Here is a 23,805-nt window from a genome sequence, read left to right on the forward strand (position 1 = left end):
AGAAGACTGCCCCGGCCACGGGTGACAGGCGGGACAGTCCTTTTGCATCAATTTTTCTCAATTGCACGCTGATAAATATCCAGATAATTGCTTAATCCAAGTCCATCAAAACCTTTGACGTATGAATCCCAGTCTTTATCAATGCTCTTGCTACCAATAATGAACTGAGCCATATTTGTCTGCACATAGTCTTTAATTGCAGTGGTCAATTGAGCAGCGGTCTCGGTATCCTCTGGACGAATAAATACATTGGCTGGATATACTTCCTTCGGAGCGTATGGAGCATATACTTTCGTCGCTTGAGCAAGCCTTGTACCGTATCCTTCAGCTGACAGCGGGTCTTGACCTTCGGCAAACAGATTACGGAACGTGTTGGACAAATCATGTGCACCGATCTGTGACCAGCTTTCGTTCACGACCACGTTCGGATCACGTTCAGGCAGGTTGTAGTAGCTGTACTTGGCAGGTTCGCCGTTGATGTTTTTTTCATCCGGGCCCGCTTTCTTCCAGCCCTTACCCTCTGTTGGTCCATACTCTGCGTAGAGTGCACCCTCTTCACTGAACATGTAATCTACAATTTTGATCGCTGCGATCTGTTGTGCTTCGGTCGCTTTGTTCGTGATGGCAAATTCAAACTCACCTACACTTTGCGTTGCTCCAGTCGTCTGCACACCATCCGGTCCTTTGAGTGGAGGCACGATCTCCCAGTGCTGGTGACGGGTAATTTTTTTGTCATACGTATTCACCAGATAGCTCACCAGTGCCGTTGTAATGGAACCAACCACTTCATCTCCTTCTTTGTTCCCCAGTTGACCAATCGCCTGGTCATTCTGTGTGAAGGAAGCCGGGTCGATCAGGCCATCCGCATACAGCTTGTGCATATACTCCAGCCCTTTCTTCCATCCCTCTTGGTTGGCGGCAAAGCTGACCTTGCCATCGTTCACGATCAGGTATTTATCGTTATCGTTGTATATGAAGCTGTTCATCAGATAGGCGTCGATGTTGCCGTTCCACACATATTTGTTTGGTGCACCTGTGAGCGGGATCTCATCGGCTTTGCCGTTGCCGTTCGGGTCTTGGGTTTTGAACGCCTTTAGAACGGTATACAGTTCGTCCGTCGTCGTTGGCATTTTCAGCCCCACCTTATCCAGCCACTCTTGGTTGATCCAATATTTCTGCGCATACGTACAGTGGTAACATTCATTAAAAATAGGCAATGCATAGATATTACCGTCCGGTGCCGTTATGGCATCCTTGAAATAAGGCTTCTCCTCCATCACTTTGGTGAGGTTCGGGCCGTATTGCTTGATCAGGTCTTGAAGCGGGAGGAACACGCCTTGTTTTCCATAGGTTTGAAGATCCGAGGTGGTGAATTTACCGTGCAGGAACACTTCGGGATAATCCCCACTGGCTAGCAGCAATTGTCTGCGATCCTGCAAAGCGTCTGTCGGGGCCAGGTCCCATTTCAAGGTCACGTTGAACTTTTTTTCGATAAACTTGGTGAATTCATTGTCTTCCATCGGTGCTTTACCTTGCGGAGCAAAAAAAGTCATCGTTACAGGGCCGCCGCTCTCGCCGCTCCCCTCGCTACCTGTACCCGCTTTTTCAGATGAACTGCATGCGGACAATATTGTCACCGAAGCGAAAATCAGACACAAAATTGAAATCCAGGATTTTCTCAAGCTGACTCCTCCTTTTTATTCATAGCAGCAAACCTTTGGTCAAGCTGTACGGGTTAATATGGTTCTATAGGTTCTATAGGTTCCAAAATCAATCCCGGAAGCCGGTGTGTGCCTCCACCTCCTTTCAAGAGCCGACTGCCATTTATCCTTTAAGTGAACCGACCATAACCCCTTTGACGAAGTGTTTTTGCACAAAAGGATACATGATCAGGATCGGAATACTTGCGACTACAATCAGCGCATATTTCAGCACCTGCTCAAACCCTTGATCCCGCATCTGCTGGCTTGTATTCGCAAGCATGGCCGGGTCAGCCGCATTCAGAATCAGCAAGTTACGAAGCACATATTGTAGCGGGAACAGCTTCTCCGAACGGAGGTAAATGAGAGCGTCAAAGTAGGCATTCCAGTGACCTACAGCGTACATCAGAGTCATGACCGCCAAAATTGGTTTGGAGAGCGGTAGCACAACGCTGATCAGGTAGCGGATATCCCGGCATCCGTCCATCTCGGCAGCTTCACCAAGTTCCTCGGGGATCGAAGACTGGAAGAAGGTGCGAGCAACGATGACCTGGAACACAGCAAGCGCCCCGGGCAACCACATCGCCCAGCGGGTATCCAGCAGGTGCAGGTCTTTCATCAGCAGGTAGGTCGGAATCAGACCGCCGTCAAAAAACATGGTTATCATCATAAAGATGATGATGGCTCCACGCCCGTAGAACGACTTGCGGGAGAGAGGGTAAGCCAGCATAACGGTCAGCGCAACATTGATGAACGTACCGACTACCGTGTAGATGATCGTGTTGTAAAACCCAAGCATGAGTTGCTGACTTTTGAAAATGGAAATGTATGCCTTGATGTTAAAATCAACCGGGAACAGCCACACCTGACCGGATGTCACGGCGCGTGACGAGCTGAACGAGGAGCTGACGATGTACAAGAGCGGGTAGAACACCGTTAGCAGAATGGCAATCAGAAAGATATAATTGATGGTCATGAAAATACGGTCGCCAACCGGGTCTTTGATTCGGTTCCGATTCATCAGATTAAACATGGACACGCTCCTCCTTTACCACAAGCTGTTCTCGGATACTTTACGGGAAATGCTGTTGACGACGACCAGCAGAATCAGGTTAATGATCGAGTTAAAGAAACCAACTGCCGCGGAGAAGCTGAAATTCGCTCCAATCAGACCGACCTTGTACACGTACGTGGAGATGACCTCCGATGCGCTCGTATTCAGCGGATTTTGCATGAGATAAATTTTCTCGAAACCTACGCCCATAATGCTGCCCAGACTTAGAATCAACATAATCACGGTCACCGGGACAAGCGTTGGAAGGTCGATGTGCCAGATTTTTCGCAACCTTGAGGCGCCATCCATCTTGGCTGCTTCGTACAGAGACGGATCAACTCCGGCCAGAGCCGCGATGTAAATAATCGAGGAGTACCCCATGCCCTGCCATACACCCGACCAGACATAGATCGATTTGAAATATTCAGGGATACCCATGAAGTTGGTCATCGGGAAGCCCAGCCAGCTAAATAACTTGTCTACAACGCCCACATGGGGGGAAAGCATCAGAATGATGATGGATACCATGACCACGGTGGAGATAAAATGCGGTGCATACGTGACCATCTGTACGGTCTTTTTAAAATAACCCGTTCGAATCTCGTTCAGCGCCAAGGCCAGCAAGATCGGTATAGGGAAACCGGCAATGAGGGAATAAAAGCTGATGCCAATGGTGTTCTTGATCAGCAGCCAGAAGTTCGGGGAATTGAAGAAGGCTTCAAAATGTTTGAGCCCCACCCATGGGCTACCCCAGATGCCTTTGACCACGCTGAAATCTTTAAAGGCAATCTGCACACCCACCATCGGAATGTATTTGAAGATCAGTAGATACAACACCGGAGGCAGCACAAGCAGGTACAGCTCCCAGTGCTTTTTGAAGCTTTTGATGAACGGATGCTGCTTCTTGGGTGCCGTCTGACGTAATTGTTGCAGCTCCATGTTCGCAGGTATGCTTTCTGTACCTCGACTCATTTGCGTCACTCCTTCTCAGCCTCAAGTGTAATAATACATTACATTCAGTTCCCTTAAATGTTTGTTTTTGATGCTCATTCATTGCTTTGAATCCAATCGATGTTAACATTCATATCAGGTAGCGCTTTCTTGATTTGATAGTACCTCGCTAGGTGCTTATTGATCAATTTGCAATTTTCTCCGACCTCTCTTTATTCTAAAAACCCTTGTGTAGCAAGCGTTTGAATCCATGCACTATGGAGTTCTTTATGTTCTATGTACAAAAAACAAAATTCCGGAGGCGTTGATATCTCCCCCGGAATTGACATGTGATTCTATGATTTGGTGATCAATCTAAATGTATGAGTGATGGGTGCTTGGTTGCTTGCAGCGGATCGTGGCAACTCCACGAGCAGCCCTTCTTCGGTCTGCTGAAACGAAAGTACGTCATTCGTACCGATGAGTTCAATACGCTTCACCTTTTCCGCATAAGGAATGATCAGTCTCTCTTCCGGGGTCTCGCTCTCGTTACGATACATGCGAAAGGCATAGACGGTGTGGATGTCTTCTTTCTGTGTGAATGCCCACTCTTTCGTATAAAACGGTGCGCAAATGCGGGTGCCATAGATCCCTTCGCCGTGTGTGTTCAGCCACTCGCCCAGTCCCTGGATGCCTCGAATTGCCCCTTTGGGTAGACGTCCGTCCGGCTGCGGCCCGACATTCAGTGCCAAGTTACCGCCTTTGGATACCACCTCAAGCAAAATATGTGCAAGCTGTCGTCCCGATTTATACTGATCATCGAAGCCAAAAGCAAACGAATGCCCGACGGTAATGCAACTCTCCCACGGGATATTCATCGGATGCTCCGGGATCGTCTGCTCCGGGGTGACGATGTTCTCATACGGCCCGCCTACAGTGCGATCTGCGGACAGAAGCCAAGGCTGCGTGCTCTTTCTCGCCCGCTCGACCACTTCACCAAGCCGGATATCCTGACCGTGGCGCCCTTCGCGTACCCAGCCTGCATCGAGCCACAAACACTCGATCCGTCCGTAATTCGTCAACAGTTCCATAATCTGCTCATGGGTGAACTCCACGAACTTTTCCCACATCCATGGATACTTGTGCGGATCATAGGAAGGCCCGCGCCACATATGGCGTCCGCGCTCCATGCCTGGTGCCCAGTAATACGGTGTGTGCCAGTCCGCTTTGGAAAAGTACGCCGAGATGCCGAGCCCTTTCGCTCGAAAGGCATCGAACAACACCCGGCAGATATCGGCATATTTGTGCTTGTGGAACGGCGTGTCCTTGCCTGTAATTCGGTAATCGGTCGTTTTGGTATCCCACATGCAGAAGCCGTCATGATGCTTGGTCGTAAACAGGAAGTATTTAAAGCCGTTGTCGGCGGCCATCTGTGCCCATTCCTCGGGCTGGAACCGAATCGGATTGAACGTTTTATTCAGGTCAAAATATTCACGCTTGAAGTCCTCCATATCGTCCGTCCAGTCCACATCATCCCGCGACCAGTCGCCATCCTCATCGCTCAGCGCCCACGATTCCACCAAGCCGAGCTGCGAGTATGGCCCCCAGTGCATCATCAAACCGAGTTTCTGATCTTTGAACCATTCCAGCCGCTCCAGCAGCAAGGGATCTTCCGGCTTCACCCACTCGTCCTCTTTACTAAAGTTGTGTACGCCTGCTTCAACGATGGGCTTTTCCTGCTCTGGCAGGGGGAGGTTGGTTTGAGTCAAAATAAATCATCTCCTTTAGTTGAAATTTCTCGCGTTATAACGAGTTGAAATTTACACTAGGCCACTCCGCGGTCAGAACAATCCTCCGAGCGCTGTTACCCCCGGATTTCTTTGAACTATTTCCCTATTGGGGAAATCCGGGGATAAAGGCGCACGCTTCGCTTCTTCGGCTTATTTCTGACCTCTCCGTTTCACGTGTAAATGATTTTTACAACGGGCCAAGACGGTTTCACCTCGTCGATCGGGTAACTGGTTACGTCGGGTTACCTATTTCCTCCGTTTTGGGTAGAACAAATGACCTAAGATTACTGGTGGATTTACACTAGGCCACTCCGCGGTCAGAACAATCCTCCGAGCGCTGTTACCCCCGGATTTCTTCGAACTATTTCCCTATTGGGGAAATCCGGGGATAAAGGCGCACGCTTCGCTTCTTCGGCTTATTTCTGACCTCTCCGTTTCACGTGTAAATGATTTTTACAACGGGCCAAGACGGTTTCACCTCGTCGATCGGGTAACTGGTTACGTCGGGTTACCTGTTTCCTCCGTTTGGGTAGAACAAATGACTTAAGGGCATTGGCGGATTTACACTGGGGCACTCCGATTTACGTGTGAATTACAACGTGATCTCCTTGCCCTCGCGTGCGGATTCGTAGATGGCGCACAGCATTTTCATGACTTCCACACCGTCCTCGACGGGGCTAAGGGTTTCTTTTCGGCCCTGCGTACTGTCGATAAAGTGGTTGATTTCATTGCGGAACGAGCCCATAAAGTCAAAGGATTTAAAATCGACCTGCGGTGTCATGTTCAGAATGGTATCGAACTTCTCACCAATAATTGAGATTTCCGGCTCCAGCTCAGCTCCGCCTTTGTCGCCATACAGCTTAACTGCTGTTTCATCAGCTTTGGCATGGAGAGTAAAGCTGACATCAACCAGCAGGCTTGCTCCATTCTCAAAACGGATCAATGCATTCGCCATATCTTCCACGGTGTTCTGTTCCGCATCGTAATCGGCGGCCTTATAGAATGAAAGATTGCGAATGTTAGCCCGGTTTCCGAGACGATTGGAGACGTTAGCGGAAACGGATTTCACCTTCGGTCTACCCATCAGATACCAGCAAATGTCGATGACATGTACGCCGATATCAATTAACGGGCCGCCGCCGGAGCGACTTTTATCCGCAAACCAGCCACCCGGGTTGCCAAGACGGCGCAGACTGGAAGCTTTGGCATAGTAGATTTCGCCCAGCTCACCTTCGTCGATGAACTTTTTCAGAATCTGAGCATTGTCACTATAGCGGCGAACAAAGCCTACTTGTAGCAATTTACCACTGCGATGAACGGCTTTTTCTACCTCTAATGCATCCTCCACGGTCTGGCAGAGCGGTTTCTCGCACAGCACGTTTTTACCTGCATCCAGCGCAGCAATACTGATCTCGGCATGCGAATCATTCCAAGTACAGATGCTGACCGAATCGATTTCCGGCAGAGCGAGCAAGTCTTTATAGTCCGTAAACACATGGGATGCCCCATACTGCTTCGCCACATCGGTTGCACGGGTCTTGTTCAGATCACAGATCGCATAAATCTCCACTTCCGAGTTACTCGCGTACGCTTGCAGATGACAATCAGATATAGAACCGGCGCCGATGACGGCGACTTTTAATTTGGACATTTCACTATCCCTCCAGTGTTAAAAATGAAAATGAATACCTTTCAGCTCTGCGGTTGCTTTCATACAGCCGACTTTGGATGAATTCTATTTAAACGTACACCATGCCATGCCACGCCACTCCCTAAACTGCACTGCACCTCACACCCATAAACAAATCGACACGGGACAGCATAGCGATGCCGGATCATAGCAAGGCACTTAACCACACCATGTCACGCCTCATCCCACAAACGGCGCACATTATCCATCGCAATGCGCGAAGCAGTCTGGCAGTGCTCCATCCCCTCAAATTCAACCGAGATATAGCCGTCATACCCGGACCGCTTCAGCACACGAAACACCTCCGGCATGTCGATATCACCATGACCCACGATAGCCCCGCGCAGATAATTGCCGTGGGAGGTCTGGAACCAGCCTTCGCCGGGATTCCGGGTGGAAGACCGCCAGTAGAAATCTTTGGCGTGAACGATGGACGCGTAAGGAATGTTATTTTTCACCGCACTCACCGGATCTTCATCGACACAGAGGAAATTGCCGATATCCAATGTGGTTTTGAAATTTTCCCGCCCCGTCTCATGTAACAGCCGCTGAATCCGCTCGCTCGATTGCACATAATATCCGTGGTTCTCCACACTCGTTGTAATGCCAAAGCCTGCGGCATAGTCGGCAATTCGCTGACAGGCTTTGACAAGCACGGGCAGGTCGGCTTCAAACTGCGCTACAGTCCCCTCGGGTGCAGGACGGAAAGCCACATCGTGGCGCATCAGCTTCACTCCCAGGGTGGCAGCAACACCTACGTGGCGCATAACACTTTGAATTTCTTCTTCCAAACTCTCAGCATTCTCCTGAACCGCAAAGTTCGCTCCAATGGCATAATTCGAGATGTCGATGCCAACCTCCCGAGCCGTAGCTTTGATTTCCTCAATTAACGCTGGATTGTCGATCAGACTGAAGCCCATCGGCACAATCTCCACATGCTGCCCGCCCTGCTCCGCAATCCAACGAATAGCATCCGGCACGGTTAGCTCCTTACGATCCAGCGCTTGCTGCAGACTGTACGTGCTAAGTCCAACTTTCATCTTCCTCATCCTCTCCCTCTGCTGTGATGGGTGTCCATACCCAACCTATACCGTGTTCCAGTCCATAGGGCAATTGCCAATAATCGCATGGCTCACCGATTTTCCTTTTCTAGCCCAAATCCGGCTGATCCACGAACATGACGGCAGCATCTGCCGTCCCATGAAGCTCAAATATAATGATCTCGTTCTCTCCTTGGCAGAGAAGAGGCGCAGGGACATATAACGTCTGTTGCGGGCCTTTATTCCAGTAGCGCCCCAGATTGAATCCGTTTACAAATGCAACCCCTTTCGTCCAGCCCTCCAGTCGAAGAAAAGTATCCTTTATATCCAACACATGTTCAATATGAAGACTTCCTCGATAAAAAAATGGCTCCTCTGTTACTGTTCTTACGCTACTCTCAAGCTCAGACAGCACAGCAAAAGATAAACCCGAAAGATTGCTCATCGGCAAACAATGAATCGTCCATTCATATAAAAATTGAAATCCATGCCGCACGCCTTCCGTAATTCCCTTCGGATCTCTCAGATACGGCCCGTAATTAATTCGCCCCATGTTCTCAACGAGAATGAGCAAGTCCGAACCTTCCTCTGGAACTTCAAAGGATACTGTCGCCTCAGCTTTTCCACGTTCAAGCACACCCTGCAACAAGCCATCTACAAACACCAGTGCCCGATCACATACCTCCTGAACGACCAACTCCTGGCGCTCTCTTGGCCCGGAAATACGGGTCTGGTAGCTGATAAACCCGTAATCCTGCCCCAGCTTCTCCATTGGCTCTGGATTTGTACGGTGCATTGGAACAGCCAGTGCATTCAGTTGCTGAAGCAAACTAGCGTGTTGCGCCATCTCGACTCTACCATAAGCGGCTGTCCCCACAGGTTCTGGTAAAACCAAATCTCCCGGTTCAGAGCCACGATCATCTTTTTGAGAACCAGTATAGCGCGAGAGAACCTCCCTTACCGCATAAAATTTCGCTGTCGGTTCACCCGATTCGCTAAGCAGAGAGTCATAGTCATAACTTGTAATGGTTGGTTCGTATTGATCCTTTTGCTGACAGTTCGCTCCATTATAAAATGCAAAATTCGTGCCGCCATGGAACATGTAGAAGTTCACCGATGCGCCCGCCTCCAGCATTTCTTCCAGCACCTTGGTCACATCTGCCGCTTCCCGAGTGTGATGAGACTCGCCCCAGTGATCGAACCAGCCATTCCAAAACTCCATACACATGAGCGGTTCCTCTGCTTGATATTCACGTAGCTTGGCAAACGCCCACTCGGTCCCCGACCCAAAATTAACTGTTGCCAAGTGCCCGGACACGGAACCAGCCTGTAGCATATGATCGGTTGGCCCATCCGAGGTGAACAGGAGCACATCCATGCCCCGCCTCACCATGCCCTCTCGCAAATATTGCAGATAACTCGCATCGTTCCCGAAGCTGCCGTATTCATTTTCAATCTGCATTGCGATAATAGGCCCGCCAGAGGTGCTCAGAAGAGGTTTTAGTTTGGGCAAAAGCACATCGTAATACCGATCCACATGCGCCAGAAACGCCGAATCACTACAACGAAGCCGCAGGTGGTCATCGGCAAGCAGCCAGGACGGCAAGCCTCCAAACTCCCACTCCGCGCAGATATAAGGACTTGGACGAACAATCACATACAGCCCTAAATCTCCCGCAAGTCGTACAAACTGCTCCACATCCGCCATGCCTTCAAAACAGTATTCTCCTGGCTGCGGCTCATGCATATTCCATGGCACGTAGGTCTCCACCGTGTTGAATCCGCAGGCCTTCAGCTTCAATAAGCGATCTTTCCAATACTCGGGCACGACTCGAAAATAATGAATGGCCCCTGATAGAATCTGAATCGGTTTCCCATCCAGCATGAATCGAGACCCCTGAACCGTCAGTATTGCCATCTCATATGTCCTCCCGTTCACTGTAAAATAAGCTGAATTTCGATAACGTCGGAACCCATCTGGACTCCTGAATGGTTAACCGAACCCGGCGTGCAGTCACTTTTGGAAAACAGCAAATTCGCTTATATCCAACCACCGTTCCGGCATAGATGTCCTGCCACCGACCATCCTCACCGCATACTTCCAGCGTGAATCGTTCGATCCGTTGCCCCGATTGGATATGCTCCATCAATATCACATGGTCGAAGGTCTTTTCTTCGGGCAAAAGCAATTCAATCCACGCGTGCTCTGTTCCTTCGCGTGGGCACCAATAAGCTTTTGGTTTGCGCTCTCCATCCGGATTTAGCACTTGTGAAGCTGCATGTGCTCCGTCCATCGTCTCCGAAGCCTTGGCCTGTGCGCCTTGCGCCAAGTCTTCACTGAACGTTGTACGCAACACTGAACCTAACTCGCGCAGTCGCTGGACATCATTTTCATGAATCAGACCACGCTTGTCTGGGGGCAGGTTAAGCAAAAAACAAGCATTGCCGCCCACGGCGCCGTAATAAACGGAAATCAGTTCCTCCAGCGTTTTGACCTGATCGTCTTCACTCGCATGATAAAACCAACCCGGACGTATCGAGGTATTCACCTCGGCAGGATACCACACCAGTTGATCAGCATAATCACGGATAACGCTTCGACTCCCCAGATCACGGTCCTGTGTGTTGATTTTCCTCGCAAAAGTTCCATCATCCACCTGTTGCGACTGCTCCTGAATCTTCTCATTATCCTGCATATGCGCCGGTACAACGCTCCATTCCGATTCGCGCGTATGTCCTGCCTCATTGCCACACCAACGTACGTCCGGGCCGCAGACCGAGATGACCGCTTCCGGCTGAAGCTGGCGAATGAGCGCGTAATAGGCGTCCCAATCATAGACCTGTCTTTTCCCATTTGGCCCCTCACCACATGCTCCATCAAACCAGACACAGAAGATATCACCGTAGTTCGTCAGCAGTTCGCGTAGCTGAGCAAGAAAAAAAGCATTATACCGCTCCGAATCCCCGTAACATGCTTCATGACTATCCCAGGGTGAGAGATACACTCCAAATTTCAACCCGGCGTCACGACAAGCATCGGCAACTTCTCGCACCAGATCACCAGCGCCATTTCGCCATGGACTTGCTGCAACCGTATGATCCGTATAACGGCTGGGCCACAGACAGAACCCGTCATGATGTTTACATGTCAAAATCAGCCCCTTCATGCCGGCATCCTTACATGCCTCCACCCATTGCCCTGCATGTAGTTCAGTAGGGTTAAATATTGCCGGCTCTTCCTCCCCCGTCCCCCATTCCCGATCCGTAAATGTGTTTACCGTAAAATGAATAAAAGCATAAAACTCCATCTCCTGCCATCTCATCTGGCGCTCCGATGGGCTGACCTGTGCCGCCGTTTTAATCCAATCCGCTGGTGTTGGCGAAAGCTTTGATTTCATGGCTCACACTCCCTTATATGAAAAGTGCCTTTTGTTTTCATTGCATTTATTGCTTTTATTGCTTTTATTCTCTTGTTCTTGCTATTCATTCGCTTCTATAGCCACCGCTTTGTCGAGTGCATGGAGTACATACAGCTACCGTTATCACTGATGGTGCAACTCCTGTACTGCACGGATCAGCTCTGCTTTGGCCTGAGCAACAAGCTGAGCATCTACAGGGTGATCGAAACTGCCTCCAGGCCGCACACCCGATCCCATATGCATCTCGGTGATCCCTGTTCGGCTCACGAGGGTTGGAATCCCCTCAATCGTGACACCCGAACCCGCCATAATCACTATGTTCAACGTCTGTCCTATCTCCTGCAACTGCTGTAGTTCGAGTAAACCCTCAGGTGCTGTAGGTTTTCCTCCTGATGTAAGTACGCGCTCAACGACACTCTCCTCGCTCTTACTTTTCATCTCCCTCTCATGCTCAAACCTGCCCTTTCCCTCACTCCCGCCATTGCTGCCACCGATGCTGTCCAGTGCTCTCACCACGTTGGCACTCGAATCGATGGCGCGATGAAACGTAACTCCCAGCCCCTGAGCGCTCAACAGACAAGTTTGTAAAAAAGAGCGATCTACTTCTCCCTCATGGGTGAGAGCTCCAATCACAATGCCTGCGGCACCAAGCTCCCGCGCCATGCGTATGTCTCGGAGCATCACCTGAAGATCGTCAGCGCTATAACAGAACGAGCGGCTATGTGGCCTTATCATGACATACAGTGGAATCGACACCTTGGATACAACCTGTTCAATCTGCACATAGCTTGGCGTAAGACCACCTTCGGACATAGCCGACACCAGCTCAATCCGATCGGCTCCACCCTGCTCTGCCGCTTGGGCATCTACTGCGTCTACCGCAATGACTTCCAAAGTCGGTTGTCTCTTAATGACTTGCCTATTCATCGGAACTCCTCCTCACAAGTAACCACGACAGAAAGGACCGATTAAACGCCTGATCAGCGTTTCTGCGGCCCTTGCTTATTCCCATGTATGAACGTTCAGTTTCCAGAACGCAATCCGATCTCTTTTCCACGTATAAGTAATGTACAGGTTCTGCCCCTGAGATACGATGGCAGGATATGAATACTCTCCCGGCTCATCTTCAAGCACCCATTCATCTCCCCAGCTCGCACCATTGTCATTCGAAAAAGCAACCACCAGTGGTGTCCGGGGACTCTCTGTCGCATATCCGCTCACGGGATTGTAAACAAGCGCAAGCAAGCCACTCTCCAGGCGTGTGACATCAATTCCGCTATTGTTGTTTGGCAGTTCTGTCGGGTACGCTTCACACCATGTCCTGCCGCCATCCACCGAGTCACTGCGGAAAATCTTCCCCTCCGTACTACGGAGTAACATGTGTACATCATCCCCACTTGAAGTCCACAGAGCTGGCTGAATTAGACCTTTTGCAATCCAATGATCTGCCCCCACATAAACAGACAGGTTCTTCGGCACAGGTTTACTTTTTGTCCATGTCTTGCCCTCATCGGTCGAAATATCAATAAAAGCTTCCCACACCTGTTTGCCCGGACTCTCCATATCCATTCGCTCAATAGAAGATGGAGCCAAAATGGTTCCATCCGTTAGCCGTACAGGTTTATTGCGCACCGGACCACGACCACCCACATCACCGGAAACCAACTCACGAGCCTCCGTCCATGTCTGCCCGCCATCCTCCGAACGTATGATGCGAGTATGCCAGTCTGTAATTTCGTGTCCCACCTTGTAAAAGAGTACAAGTGAACCCCCATGTGCATACAGCACCGGGTTCCAATGGGCAATACCTTCTTCATCCGCTACTTTGCGCGGCGCTGACCACAAGCCATCTCGCTCCTGAATAGCCATCCAGATGGCGGTGTCGCTGGATTTTTCATACGAACCTGCGAACCAAGCCACAATAACCACCCCACCTGGCAAAACAGCAATCGTGGACGCATGACTGCTCTGAAAAAGCTGTCCTTCCCGAAAAACATATTGTTTCTCCGCCTTAATCGTCATGAGCGAGCCTCCTGTAAATTGGAGTAATAAAGACGTTAGCTAGCATTAATCCAGTTAAACGAGTCTAGGTTCCCAGGGCTTCCATGAACGTAATGCTTAATTATTGGCTTTAATTAATTTGATTTTTTTTAATTCCTATACCTTTATCCATTTTGCTATCCACATTTTTTGTTATTTTTGTTATTCATATTGTTATTAAATTATGTCTTCAGTCTAAAACGTTAGGTATGCAACGTCAATACTCGTATATGAGCTTTTTTGAATCTTTCTTAAAGGATGGGCGAACGGAACATATGATTACAGTATAAGATTATAGATTGATACAACATTAAAATCGTCTGAGTTGAAACCTTACCGACGCATCAATAGCTTCGGAGTTGCTGAACAGCATTACCACAACATCACGCCAACAACACAATATTCTTTTATGGTCGGATTCTCTCACTTAGTATGTAGAATTTGATGAACAGGATTTTAGCGTTTTCCATTTTAGGAATGGGTTTAACGGGTGCCGTTTTAATCTTCTCTGTTGCTCTATTGTTTAATCCACCGATAGGAAATGTGTTAAAGATGGTTACTGCTGCTTCAACTTTATCTTTTATTATATTTGCTGTCTCGGCTTTGGTATTTCGTCGGCGATTAGATGATGAAAAAACAGAGTAATATATTCATACTCCTTTCTCGATCCGAAACAAATGATTTTTAGGAGCAATGTCATAAGTTTAGCTCAAACGCAAAATTCAGCAGAAAAATGCAATCTGAAACGGTATAGGAATTATCCTGTGCCGTTTCTTTTATGTATAAAGAGATTCTCACACATGACGCAAAAAAGACGAGGCAAAAGATTCTCTGCATCGTCTTTGTATCATATCCTAACACCGTGGTGACATGTTCCAGTCTTCCATGTTCCTCACCCTTAAATAAATAAAGGGCTTTCAAGATTGCTTTTTTCTACCTACCTGACCGTCGCAGACCACACCGATCTACTTGTTACGCCGGGCTTTTGTCATGCGGTTGAACATAATTAAAGCCACAATAATCATGGCAAGCATCGCAATATTACTGGACACCTCTTGCGACAGTCCAAACAGCATACACACGTTAGTAACCAGACCTCGCACAATTAATGCAACGACAATCAGCAGAATCGGACTTAAATAATTGTATCTTTTCATCGTTTAGCACACCCCTGACCCCATTATTCTGTTTGACCACGATCCCGTAATTCGATCATAACAGCCTGTCTCTCTGGTGACAACAAAAGGACACCGCAAGCAGTGTCCTTTGTTATCATCTCTATCATTGTTACATCGCTACAATAGTTTTATTACTGCTTGGTAACCCTTCTTCTTTCAAAAACCAGCCCAAACAACAGCCAATTCGCATAAAACTTTATCTCTATTGAGCTTACAAAATTATTCCCCATCTACTTAACCTAACCAACCTACACCTGCTTGAATTCGATCCAATCGATCTGTAGACCCGGTTTGGTAAAGTCCAGCTTGAGTTCATACACCCCTTCTTCCAGTTGCACTTTCACCAGCTTTTGTCTGATCCATTTGCCTTCTGTACCGTTCGTTTGGATCGTTGTCGCAAGCTGACCATTCAGCAGCACATTACATGCACTTTGTGCCAGTTCAGGCTCAGGTGACATGATCTGCACAATAATCCGGTACTGGCCTGCTTCATCCACTTTCATATATACAGGCTCTGCTACTGCAGGTTTCACCTGTGCATTCTCGGCCAGCGACTGAGCGTCTGCCGCTGACAGGGACGCGTTCGCCTGGAACGAGGCCACGTTCTCTACAATCTCATGTTTGCGTGAGGATACCGGCGCGTTCATGATGAATTTGCAGATATTGATCGCGGAGCGTTGCAGCTCGCCGCGGGTCAAGGTTCCATTTTCGAGCGATTCAATGGTATTGTCATCCCAGCCGTTGATCTCAGCGCCATAGTTTGGCACAACCATGTAGAGGTCGTTCTGTGCCCGAACCATCCAGTTCGTAAACTTGCGATCAGCTTCTCCGCCTTCTACCACATCGTTCATAATGGCCCACCAGTCGGTCATCACAATGCCGTCGAAGTTCCACTCTCCGCGCAGAATCGTTGTGTTCAGATCGTAGTTGGACGCAGCCCAGTGTCCGTTAATCGGATTGTAAGAGGTCATGATGGAGTTCGCTCCACCCTCTTTCACCGCAATCTCGAATCCTTTCAGATAAATTTCACGAAGAGCACGTTCGGATACAACAGCATCGACCTTACTGCGGTGTTTCTCCTGATTGTTGCAAGCAAAGTGTTTCAGCGTGGCGTTAGAGCCGCCCTTCATAATACCTTTCGTACATGCTGCGGCAAATACACCTGAGATCAGCGGATCTTCCGAGAAGTACTCGAAGTTACGACCATTCAGCGGACTGCGGCGGATATTGAGTCCAGGTCCGAGCAGGGTGTCCACCTGATTGCGAAGCAGCTCTTGTCCTTCCATCACATACAGTTCTTCTACCAAGTCTGCATTCCACGTTGCCGCCAGCAGCGTTCCGATGGATACTTGTGTTGCTTTTTCCCCACTATCCATACGGATACCGGACGGGCCATCTGCCGTACAGGCCACAGGAATGCCATAATTGAACAGGCTGTCACTCACACCGCCAAACGCCGAAGCCGTTCCCGAAGTAACCAGCGGACTGCTCATGCCTTCGCCGCGTACAATTGCTGCCAAATCCTGATCGCCCAGTTGAGCTACAAAGGCCTCCAGACTCACTTTACCCGCCTTCACGTCACTCAGCTTGTAACCCTGATTTCCCGTTTGGTCCAACGTTTGGGGCATGTTCTGCGTAATGCGGTCTGCGATAGACACTTTGCGCTTTGGCACATCTACATACGTCAGTTCATATGTTCCATCTGCCTTGCGAGTACCCGGTTTCATGCGTGTAAAATCTTCCGTTGGCGCCATTGCTTCCTGCAATTGCTCCACCAGTTGAACCGTGTCCACAACGTAGCCGTCTTGGCCATCGACGCCAACATGCTCTACCTGCTTCACACTCGTACCCACATGCAGACGGTATGTTCCAGCTTCAAGCACGTATGCGGAAGCATATCCCGTTACACCCGCATCATCATACGAAGCCATGCGATTTACCGGGAAACGGATCGTTAACAGCTCGGAATCGCCGGGCTGCAGCAGTCCTGTTTTGCCAAAAGCAGCCAGCGCCTTCACGGGTTGTCCCAGTTCTCCTTGCGGTGCTTCGTAATAAACCTGAACCACTTCTTTACCCGCATAGGTTGTACCGGAGTTGGTCACGTTCACACGAACCTCGATCGACGTCTCGCCATTTTCGGTCACCGTACGGGCTTCCTCGATCTGTGTGGCAAAAGTTGTGTATGACAAGCCATAACCGAACTCAAATTGAACTTTTTCAGGTCGAAACGTTTCGAAAAAACGATAACCCACATAAATATCTTCCTGATACAGGTTCTTAAACTCGTTTCCGTAGTTACTTGTGGACGGATAATCCTCTATGGAATATGCAATCGTATCCGTAAGTTTACCGCTTGGTGTCACGTCTCCGGCCAGTACGTCCGCAATCGCGTTACCGCCTTCCATGCCGCCGTGCCAGGAGTAGATCACACCTTGAATCGGATGTAGAACCGTTTCGTTCAGCCAGCTCATATCCATAATATTGGAGACATTAAGTACTACAATCGTATGTTCAAAATGGTTCGTCACATGCTTCAGCATCGCCTTCTCATCGTCTGTCAGACGATAACTTCCCGGTGCATCTGCATTATCCTGATCTTCCCCCGCGGTGCGCCCAATGACCACAATGGCTTTGCTGGATTTACTTCTAGCCTGCGCAACCAGTTCATCCGTGAGTGGCATTTCCTTCTGATTCCATGGCTCAGCCGCCCAGACTTTGCCACCATCGTCAAACGGATTTTCCTCGATCCATTTCTCATAAACCGTTGCCAGTTCTTCATTAACGGTAATGTTCTTTTTACTGCGCAGTCCGTCCAGCAGATTCGTGGTGTATGCGACATGAACGCTCCCGCCTGAACCTGTGCCGCTACGATAATAATTCAGTTGAACTCGGCCAAAAACTGAAACGTTTTCGGAATGACCAAGTGGAAGCACCTGTCCTTCATTTTTAAGCAAAACCGCCCCTTCGGCAGCTACCGTGCGGCTAAACTCTGCAAACCCTTCCAATGGAACACCAATTAGATTCGTACTCAAGTGATTTCCCTCCTGAAATGTTATCTCCATATCTGTGTGAAACGGCTATTTATAAACAAGATTAAATCGTACCGCAGTTCTCTGCGATTGCAAAATACCTTAATACCGCTCTTTCACCGACTAAGCTCATTTAAAAACAGAACAAAGTTTATCGATATGGCAGATTTACTTTTACCTAATCCCATCTTAACAGATTGCGTACATGAAAATATATGAGAAATATTTATGTTCTTATAGCAAAAATGAAAGCCACGAACAAAATCGTCCGTGGCTCTCGCTTCTTTTTTATATAAACAAGATCAAGTCGTCAGCTTCGCATATACCAGAAAGAACAGCATATCCTCACCCATAATCACATATCCGGGAACGCGGTAGATTAGATCCACCACCACAAAGGCCACCAACAGTCCCACCATGACCACCATATGAACTGGACGAAGGCGGAGATGCGGGTGTCTGTAGCGATGAAACACAAGCGTTGTTGACAGGAAATACAGTAACACCGAGCCAAATACAAACGCAAGCATAAACTCATAGCTCAGCAGGTTCTGATACAGCAGTTGAATCGAAGCAGCGATCATGCTCAGGGAGATGTAGATAAATAGATGCCCGTAGATAATCGCCTGCCCGGCGGTCTGCATCTCTTTGCTCACTTTTTTCTCCACGTTATCGAAGTACTGCCACCACATGGCGATGACAAACAGGGACGTAAAGACAGCAAACAAGATTGATTTCAAATCCCATTGGTCGGCTGACAATACCGCGATAATGCTGACAACGGATTCACCGAGCAGAATGAGAGTAAAGAGAGCAAAACGTTCCAGTAGATGATGGGTCTGCACAGGCACCTTCACCAGATTTTTACGGCCCAATAGCGGCAAAATAATATCCACGGCGATTCCTGCATACAGAATCACATAACGCACCCAAGAATCAAAGAACAGGGAACCGGATGAGATCACGATACCAATGATAAATGAGATCCCCAGGAAGCGGGCGGCCTGCTGTTGATGCTCGCTTTTCGATTTGTGGATCGTCAGGTACTGAATCGCGGTAAATGCTCTGGAACCAATGTAACCTACGAAGAAGGACAGATAGTGTTCATCAAAATGAGTAGAAAGGCTCGCCGTCATTATGAGTACGGACAGCAGTTGAAGGATGAGGAAAATCCGATGGCTCAGAATATCCTGACCATAACGGTTGATGAATAAGGTCTGGCCCACCCATGCCCACCATACCGGGATGAAGATTAACACGAACTTTAATAAATACTCCAATGTAATGACGCCGTGCTCAGCATGTAACAAGACATGGCCCGCTTTGGAGACTGCCGCGACGAAAAGCAAATCATAAAACAGCTCCAACCAAGTGACTTTTTTCTCCATCATCCCTCAATGCTCCTTTTGGTATTTTAATAAGGGTGAAACCTATGCTTCCGATGAAGTTACTTCCATTTTTTTTATACCTTATCATGTTTCTACAATCACTAAGCAATTTAAAAAATAAAACCGATAAAAAGGATACGATCTGACATAAGACATAAACCAAATTTATAAGGGAAAAGGGTGATGATGTGAACAGATATCTTACAATGTCAAAAACAAAGATACTTAGAATTTCGTTGTGCTTGATTCTTCTGCTAAGTTCTTTTTCAAGTGCAGCTGGTTCGGTATTCGCAGGACCAATTTCGAACAACATTTTTACAGTAGTCAATACGAACGGTGATGACAGCACAGGCTCACTAGCTTGGGCGATTGCTCAGGCTGGACAAGTCCCTGATGGTAAAGTCATATTTGACGCTTCTCTTGCAGGATCGACGATTACACTAATGGGTAGCCTGACACATTGGAATCCGGGTGATAGTGCATCCGTTGAGATCGGTGCGCAATCTACCGGCAGCTTCACGATCGAAGGTCTGACCGATGCTCAAGGCAAACCTGCCATTACAATCGATGGCAATGGTGTACAAGGAATCTACGCCAGTGGTAGCGGGACATTCAGTATGTCCAATCTGATTATGAAAAACTTCAACACCGTTGATACACATGGCGGACTCGACTATATGGGTTCTGCTTTAACCCTTAACGGAAATAATTATTCCAGTGTAACGCTGGACAACATCTATTTTATCGGAAATAACAAAGCGTTCAGAAGCGGGGGCGGCATCGTTTCGCTTAGCGTAGTACAGGCTCCCTATAAGGTCAACATTAACCGCGTCAAATTCCTTAGCAACTCTCTGGCGGCGAATGACCCTACAAATAACACATACCAAGGGATGTTATTTTTCCAGAGCTTTGTTCAAGCTACCATTACCAACTCGCTTTTTGCAGAAAATGTAGTCAATACACATACATCCTCAACCGGGATCGGCTCCATTAGCTCCGGCGGCGGCGCTTATGATGCGATCTGGTACAACAATACATTTGCTAACAATAACCTGACGAACGATCAGGGAGGCGTACTTGCTCCCATCGCTTACCTTACTGACTCAGGACGACCGGCCAATATCCCGTTTGAAAATGAGTTCCGCAATAACATCGTTGCCAATTCTTCATTAAATTCTAACGCAGAGACGAACTTGTCTGCTTTACTCGTTAGAGCCTCGCTTGACGTTCCGGCAGTGAACGTAAATCCGAATTTAATTGTGAATTCTGCAGATTCCAGTTTGTTTAAAAACACGGATACACAGGATTATCGATTGAACAATCAAGCTGTATCGGCGATCGATCAGGGCAATAGTACGTATGTATTGACCAATTTCGATCTGGATGGTAATTCTCGCATCAATGGTGGCAACGTTGATCTGGGTGCGCTGGAATATATGCCTGGCTCCAATGCTACATTGGAATCTGTTGCTAATCAGACACCTGCAAGCTCTGATGTATCTGGCGGTAACGGCTCCTCGATTTCAAATGCAATCAAATGGAATCTTAATATGCCTTTAACCGTAAACGAGATTGATCTGAATAGCCTAAAGTTACAAGATACTACAGCTACCGTCAATCTATACAAAAGCTCCGATTATGCAAGCAATGAAGTTACAGGTAACAATACCATCCCCATCAAAACTGACGGACAAGCAACTTACCTCTATGTCAAAGTTACAGCAGAGAACGGTACAACAGTTAAATATTATGAAATCGCCGTCTATCCGCCGATAACTGAAGTTACTTTGTTATCTGCTGTTGCGAATGGTTCCGATACAAGTACAACGACCAAAATCGATCTTACTTTCGATAAAGATGTGATTGGCTTCAATACTGAAAGCATGTTGATTTTCAGTATATCAGGCTCGGCATCCGTGCAGGCGGTGAGTGGTTCCGGCAAAAACTGGTCTGTTTCTTTAGACTCCATTCAACTGGATGATCCTGATTCGACTTCTGGACAAATCTATTTCATTCTCAACTCGTTACCTTACGTATATAACCTTAGTGTTGATTCATCGTTACAGACTCATACAATCTACAAAGCCAAAGCACCACACACCACACCACAAGCGGCGATTGATTATGTTAACGAAAAGCTGACTGGACTTGAGCCAGGTAGCACTTACTCCATCAATGGCTCCACCGTTATTGCTGATACGCACGGTAATGTCGATATTCCTTCCTATTGGATGAATCAGACGGTAAACGTTATCCGCGTGGCAAGTGGTGGTTCCGTAGATAGTCAACCGCAATCATTTATCATTCCGGCTCGTCCATTGCCACCGATGAACATTAGTGTGACCAATGCAACCTATGCAGAGGCACATGACGGTATGTTGTTCGGCGTAAATAGCGCTATGGAATATACGATTAGCGATGTGATTCAGTGGAATAGCATTCACGGTAATGAGATTGATCATCTCGCTGTGAATACGTACTTCGTTCGCTACAAAGCGACAGCAACCTCATTCGCTTCCAAGGCTACAGGTAAAGTCGTCGGCGTCCAAGATCCGAATGCCGAGATCGTACCTGCACCGGTGGTTACGGCAGATGATACGCTGAATACGATCATCGGTCTGGATACTACGATGGAGATTTCCGTCGATGGACAGGCATATGTATTGTACAACGGCTCTAACCTGCCATCCCTGACGGGTGAACATGAAGTTAAAGTACGTTATGCAGCCACCTCGTCCAAGCCAGCTGGTCTCATTACGCTACTGCTATTTACAGCTGATCCGCTACAGACATTAGTTGTAACAGCAAGTGATGCATCCGGTTCTGGCAATAATGGCAAAACCCTATTAACGATCAATTCGCCTGGGCTTCCCGGCACAGGTAATCAATGGCTATTCAAGAACTTCGGCACTGCGAATGTTATGTTGCCGGAAATCGGCTCGAAAGTAAGTGACTATAGCGAGTTGCCTTCCAACGGACTGGTAAGTTCGTCCAATGGAGATTCCATCGTGGTTGTTGAAGCAGATCTGAACGGCAATGTATTACGCTTTGCACTGGTTAAGGCTATCGTTGTGGACGATAACTCTGGCGGTAGTGGAAGCAACGGCGGAAGTTCTTCCGGTGGCGGCGGTAGCAGTCCTTCGCCAACGCCAACCGTACCGACACCAGGTTCAACAACACCTGGCGCAACGAAAACGGATGTGATCGTGCTCGTCAACGGTAAACAAGAAAATGCAGGCGAAGCCATCACAACAACAGAGAACAATATCAAGACCACCAAAATCAATGTGGATACAGACAAACTAAAAGCAAAGCTGGATGCAGAAGGTCCTAATGCGATTGTTACCATTCCCGTTCCTTCGGGTTCGGATGTGAATCAGGCGCAAATTACCGGACAAGCTTTGAAAAATATGCAGGATAAGTCGGCTACGATTGTTCTTCAAACCGATACGGCATCATATAAGCTGCCATCCAAAGAAATACAGCTCGGTCAGGCAGGTGCTACACTTGACAATATGCAGATTCTACTGCAAATCATCAAGTCTGTTGAATCGACTACAGCGAAGATGACTCAAGCAAGCAAGTCGAAGGATGCCACACTGCTCACCGTTCCGTATGACTTCAAAGTAACCGTAACAACAGATGGCAAATCGGTAGATGTAACTTCGTTCAATTCTTATGTAGAGCGCACGATTCAATTACCAGATGATGTTGATCCATCGAAAATAACCACAGGCGTAGTACTGCGTGATGATAACACGATCGATCATATCCCGACCAGAGTTATCAAGCAGGATAATAAATATTATGCTGTCCTGAACAGTCTGACAAACAGCAATTATTCGGTTGTTTGGCACCCGATGACGTTCGCTGATGTGAACACTCATTGGGCGAAGGAAGCAGTTAACGATATGGGGTCCCGTATGATCGTGAATGGTGTAACAGATAGCACCTTTAATCCAAATAACAACATCACACGTGCGGAATTTGCAGCCATTATCGTTCGTGCTTTGGGACTGCCAGCAGGTGCAGGAAATACTTCATTCAGTGATGTGAGGTCCGATGCGTGGTACTCAGGTGCTGTAGAGACTGCCGTTTCGTACAAGCTGATTAATGGCTTTGAAGATGGCACATTCCGTCCACAGAATACGATTACTCGTGAACAAGCAATGTCGATCGTAGCGAAAGCGATGAGTCTAACTGGTCTTGCTGAACGTAATCCTGTATCTGACACAACATCTGCACTGGCTCACTTTGCTGACTACAGCCAAATCAGTGGCTGGGCTAAGGACAATCTGGCGCTGACCGTTCGTGCTAAGCTGATCAATGGGCGTAATGCCAACATTGATGCAAAAGCAAACATGACCCGCGCAGAAGTCGCTGTTCTCGTTGAGCGTCTGCTCAAGCAATCCGATCTGATCTAAACGAACAATCATATGAAAAGCACCTTATCCAGCATTTAGATAGGGTGCTTTTTTCATATGATCCCATACTTCGTTGGGAGTCTGTTCAAGCATAAGCTTTCCTTCTATATCTCTACCTCACTC

General features: G+C 48.0%; 14 protein-coding genes. 1 reads left to right on the top strand and 13 read right to left on the bottom strand.

Going from position 1 to position 23,805, the window contains the following annotated elements; translation table 11 throughout:
* Positions 1 to 47: 47 nt before the first annotated feature.
* From Q9R46_RS22575 to Q9R46_RS22635, 13 genes are all read right to left on the bottom strand, one after another.
* Positions 48 to 1,682, bottom strand: a complete 1,635-nt coding sequence (locus Q9R46_RS22575) for a type 2 periplasmic-binding domain-containing protein (RefSeq protein ID WP_145336022.1) — start codon at positions 1,680 to 1,682, stop codon at positions 48 to 50.
* A gap of 142 nt (positions 1,683 to 1,824) precedes the next feature.
* On the bottom strand, positions 1,825 to 2,733 hold the full coding sequence (locus Q9R46_RS22580) for a carbohydrate ABC transporter permease (protein WP_240037099.1): 909 nt from the start codon (positions 2,731 to 2,733) through the stop codon (positions 1,825 to 1,827).
* A gap of 15 nt (positions 2,734 to 2,748) precedes the next feature.
* Positions 2,749 to 3,693 (bottom strand): ABC transporter permease, encoded by a 945-nt coding sequence (locus tag Q9R46_RS22585; RefSeq protein ID WP_397386407.1) that lies wholly within the window; start codon positions 3,691 to 3,693, stop codon positions 2,749 to 2,751.
* Between the two features lie 347 nt (positions 3,694 to 4,040).
* Positions 4,041 to 5,453 carry an alpha-L-fucosidase gene (locus Q9R46_RS22590; RefSeq protein ID WP_311281884.1) on the bottom strand — a complete coding sequence of 471 codons (1,413 nt, stop codon included), beginning with the start codon at positions 5,451 to 5,453 and terminating at the stop codon, positions 4,041 to 4,043.
* Positions 5,454 to 6,066: 613 nt separating this feature from the next.
* A complete protein-coding gene (locus Q9R46_RS22595; RefSeq protein WP_311281885.1) occupies positions 6,067 to 7,125 on the bottom strand; it encodes a Gfo/Idh/MocA family protein in 1,059 nt (352 codons plus the stop codon).
* A gap of 212 nt (positions 7,126 to 7,337) precedes the next feature.
* The gene (locus Q9R46_RS22600) at positions 7,338 to 8,204 is read right to left on the bottom strand and encodes a sugar phosphate isomerase/epimerase family protein (RefSeq protein ID WP_311281886.1); all 867 of its coding nucleotides are present in this window, start codon (positions 8,202 to 8,204) and stop codon (positions 7,338 to 7,340) included.
* A 109-nt stretch (positions 8,205 to 8,313) separates the two neighbouring features.
* Entirely contained in the window at positions 8,314 to 10,122 is a 1,809-nt protein-coding gene (locus Q9R46_RS22605) for a glycoside hydrolase family 35 protein (RefSeq protein WP_311281887.1), read from the bottom strand.
* A gap of 1 nt (position 10,123) precedes the next feature.
* Positions 10,124 to 11,602, bottom strand: coding sequence for an alpha-L-fucosidase (locus tag Q9R46_RS22610; protein ID WP_311281888.1), 1,479 nt, complete (start codon positions 11,600 to 11,602; stop codon positions 10,124 to 10,126).
* A gap of 144 nt (positions 11,603 to 11,746) precedes the next feature.
* Positions 11,747 to 12,550 (bottom strand): copper homeostasis protein CutC, encoded by an 804-nt coding sequence (locus Q9R46_RS22615; RefSeq protein ID WP_311281889.1) that lies wholly within the window; start codon positions 12,548 to 12,550, stop codon positions 11,747 to 11,749.
* A gap of 75 nt (positions 12,551 to 12,625) precedes the next feature.
* Positions 12,626 to 13,645, bottom strand: coding sequence for a sialidase family protein (locus Q9R46_RS22620; protein WP_311281890.1), 1,020 nt, complete (start codon positions 13,643 to 13,645; stop codon positions 12,626 to 12,628).
* 983 nt (positions 13,646 to 14,628) lie between these two features.
* Positions 14,629 to 14,820: a hypothetical protein gene (locus Q9R46_RS22625; protein WP_090924244.1), complete on the bottom strand. Its 192-nt coding sequence runs from the start codon at positions 14,818 to 14,820 to the stop codon at positions 14,629 to 14,631.
* A gap of 269 nt (positions 14,821 to 15,089) precedes the next feature.
* On the bottom strand, positions 15,090 to 17,873 hold the full coding sequence (locus Q9R46_RS22630; RefSeq protein ID WP_311281891.1) for a glycoside hydrolase family 3 C-terminal domain-containing protein: 2,784 nt from the start codon (positions 17,871 to 17,873) through the stop codon (positions 15,090 to 15,092).
* A 299-nt stretch (positions 17,874 to 18,172) separates the two neighbouring features.
* The gene (locus Q9R46_RS22635) at positions 18,173 to 19,261 is read right to left on the bottom strand and encodes a low temperature requirement protein A (RefSeq protein WP_311281892.1); all 1,089 of its coding nucleotides are present in this window, start codon (positions 19,259 to 19,261) and stop codon (positions 18,173 to 18,175) included.
* A gap of 239 nt (positions 19,262 to 19,500) precedes the next feature.
* On the opposite strand from Q9R46_RS22635, the gene Q9R46_RS22640 reads away from it, so the two are divergent.
* Positions 19,501 to 23,682: an S-layer homology domain-containing protein gene (locus tag Q9R46_RS22640; RefSeq protein WP_311281893.1), complete on the top strand. Its 4,182-nt coding sequence runs from the start codon at positions 19,501 to 19,503 to the stop codon at positions 23,680 to 23,682.
* Positions 23,683 to 23,805: the final 123 nt, after the last annotated feature.

The sequence above is a fragment of the Paenibacillus sp. RRE4 genome, from assembly GCF_031844205.1.
GTDB classification, from domain to species: domain Bacteria; phylum Bacillota; class Bacilli; order Paenibacillales; family Paenibacillaceae; genus Paenibacillus; species Paenibacillus xylanexedens_B.

Bases quoted from the DNA above. Each gene is read 5' to 3' on its own strand.
- Q9R46_RS22580 (WP_240037099.1), bottom strand. From the start codon at position 2,733: ATGTTTAATCTGATGAATCGGAACCGAATCAAAGACCCGGTTGGCGAC.
- Q9R46_RS22585 (WP_397386407.1), bottom strand. From the start codon at position 3,693: ATGGAGCTGCAACAATTACGTCAGACGGCACCCAAGAAGCAGCATCCG.
- Q9R46_RS22595 (WP_311281885.1), bottom strand. From the start codon at position 7,125: ATGTCCAAATTAAAAGTCGCCGTCATCGGCGCCGGTTCTATATCTGAT.
- Q9R46_RS22600 (WP_311281886.1), bottom strand. From the start codon at position 8,204: ATGAAAGTTGGACTTAGCACGTACAGTCTGCAGCAAGCGCTGGATCGT.
- Q9R46_RS22605 (WP_311281887.1), bottom strand. From the start codon at position 10,122: ATGGCAATACTGACGGTTCAGGGGTCTCGATTCATGCTGGATGGGAAA.
- Q9R46_RS22610 (WP_311281888.1), bottom strand. From the start codon at position 11,602: ATGAAATCAAAGCTTTCGCCAACACCAGCGGATTGGATTAAAACGGCG.
- Q9R46_RS22615 (WP_311281889.1), bottom strand. From the start codon at position 12,550: ATGAATAGGCAAGTCATTAAGAGACAACCGACTTTGGAAGTCATTGCG.
- Q9R46_RS22620 (WP_311281890.1), bottom strand. From the start codon at position 13,645: ATGACGATTAAGGCGGAGAAACAATATGTTTTTCGGGAAGGACAGCTT.
- Q9R46_RS22625 (WP_090924244.1), bottom strand. From the start codon at position 14,820: ATGAAAAGATACAATTATTTAAGTCCGATTCTGCTGATTGTCGTTGCA.
- Q9R46_RS22635 (WP_311281892.1), bottom strand. From the start codon at position 19,261: ATGATGGAGAAAAAAGTCACTTGGTTGGAGCTGTTTTATGATTTGCTT.